Source organism: Mesotoga sp. HF07.pep.5.2.highcov (assembly GCF_003666285.1).
In the GTDB taxonomy this organism is placed as follows: Bacteria; Thermotogota; Thermotogae; order Petrotogales; family Kosmotogaceae; genus Mesotoga; species Mesotoga prima.
This window is the reverse complement of sequence record NZ_JFHJ01000598.1, coordinates 1-1643: the sequence shown is the minus strand read 5'-3', so window position 1 is coordinate 1643 and position 1643 is coordinate 1. Positions and strand designations below refer to the sequence as shown.

The window sequence follows — 1643 nt, the reverse complement described above, 5'->3', positions numbered from 1 at the left end:
CTTATTCTAACAAACAACCAAGGACGGTTCTTCAAAGCGACCAGCGGACACTAAGAACGAAGACAGGTTTTTGTGTTTACTTTGTATAAAGTGTAAGATTGAATCGGGAAAGCCATGCAAAGTAAACCAAATACCGTTATTCAATACCATCATATAAAAGGGAGGAAAAGAAATGTTCAAGAAGATCCTTGTGTTTCTTTCTCTATTCACCTTGATAGCGCTCGGCGGCTGCTCTCTATTCAGAGCTATCAAGATTGAGATTCCCGATCAGCAGGTGACAGAGGGCCAAGAACTGGTTGTTGACCTCAATCAGTTCGTATTATCATCTGTCTCCGACGGGATATCATTCTCGGTAAGCAGCGGACCCGGGAGAATCGACGGAAAGAGTTATGTATTTACGTCTTTGCCCGGTGACGGCGAAAACAGCCCTTTCAATGTGAAAGTGAGCGCAAGTGATGAAGGCAAGAGCGGAGTAGCAGAGTTCCTGATCAACGTAAATCCCATTCCGGAAGGTGAAAAGGCCGAGATCAAGCTATCTGGGGAGACTGCCGAAGAGTCTGAAGAGATTATTGACGACTTCGTGAAGAGGAATCCTGAGAATCCCGAAGGTCATGCCATTCGTGGAGCTATGAAGGCGATTCCGGAATTACTGAAACTTCTGGACATATACAATTCGCAGATTGGTTCTCTTGACATTGCAGGAACATTTGATCGAAGCGAAATGCTGGCTGGTTTCGAAGAACTTGTTTCGAATCCAGATCAAGTTGTTCAAAGCATTTCAGCGGATATTCGTGCAAGACTGCTGAATATGAAGCTGAGATCTGCGTTGATTCTCAGAAATCCGGAGCTTCTGGTAAATTTTCTTGCTTCAAGCAGCTCCATAGCAGAGAATTCCGGTTTTTCACTTTGCGGGGAGATCGGAGATTTTCAGGATGAGATGGAGGAGTACGCTGACAGCCTTCAGGAAGTTTGGGACGATATCTCCTATTTGAGTGGAGAAATGAAGATTATTGTGAAAGTATTTCTCAACGAATTCGACTGGGACAAAGATGGAGTTGTCGAAAGCGACGGAGAGCTGATGCTCGAAGTAGTGAGCGAAGACAATTCTACAACCTACACAGAAAGCTTCCGCCTGTATTCGGATATCCTTTTCCTGGAGAAAGAGCCGAAGGGAGATCACATAGTCTCGATCGAGGTTGATCCCGATGGCGGAGACGCGGTGTTCGATCTCGATTTCTGGTTCATGATCTCACAGGGACGGGAAATAGAGTACGCTCCCGGATTCGATGAGAACGATTATCTTGTAATCGATGAAGGAGAAATAGCAATTCTGAAAATGCTGATCGGCAGTGCCCTTTCAAGCGCCAGAGCATTTACCGTTTATGATCTCGAGCCATCGGAGCTTTCATGGAGTATTTAGAAGACGCCGATGATGAGATAGATCCTCCGGAGATCGATACAAATAATGACGGAAATATCGATGCGTCAGAAGTCAAGGCATTTATCGGCACATCCTTCTTGACGTTCAGGAACCCCTCCAAAAGTCCTCTATGGCTGAGTTCAATAAGGGATATCCTTTTGGAAGCACCTGAAACTACGATGCTTCTGGCAGACGATCTCTTCAGCGACACTCAGACCGAAGA

General features: G+C 45.5%; 2 protein-coding genes. Both read left to right on the top strand.

From position 1 onward, the window contains the following. Positions 1 to 172: 172 nt before the first annotated feature. The gene (locus BG32_RS12590) at positions 173 to 1420 is read left to right on the top strand and encodes a hypothetical protein (protein WP_121526938.1); all 1248 of its coding nucleotides are present in this window, start codon (positions 173 to 175) and stop codon (positions 1418 to 1420) included. Further along, positions 1408 to 1643: hypothetical protein (locus BG32_RS12585; RefSeq protein WP_147435033.1), on the top strand; the 236-nt coding region annotated here is incomplete at its 3' end. The genes BG32_RS12590 and BG32_RS12585, both read left to right, overlap by 13 nt.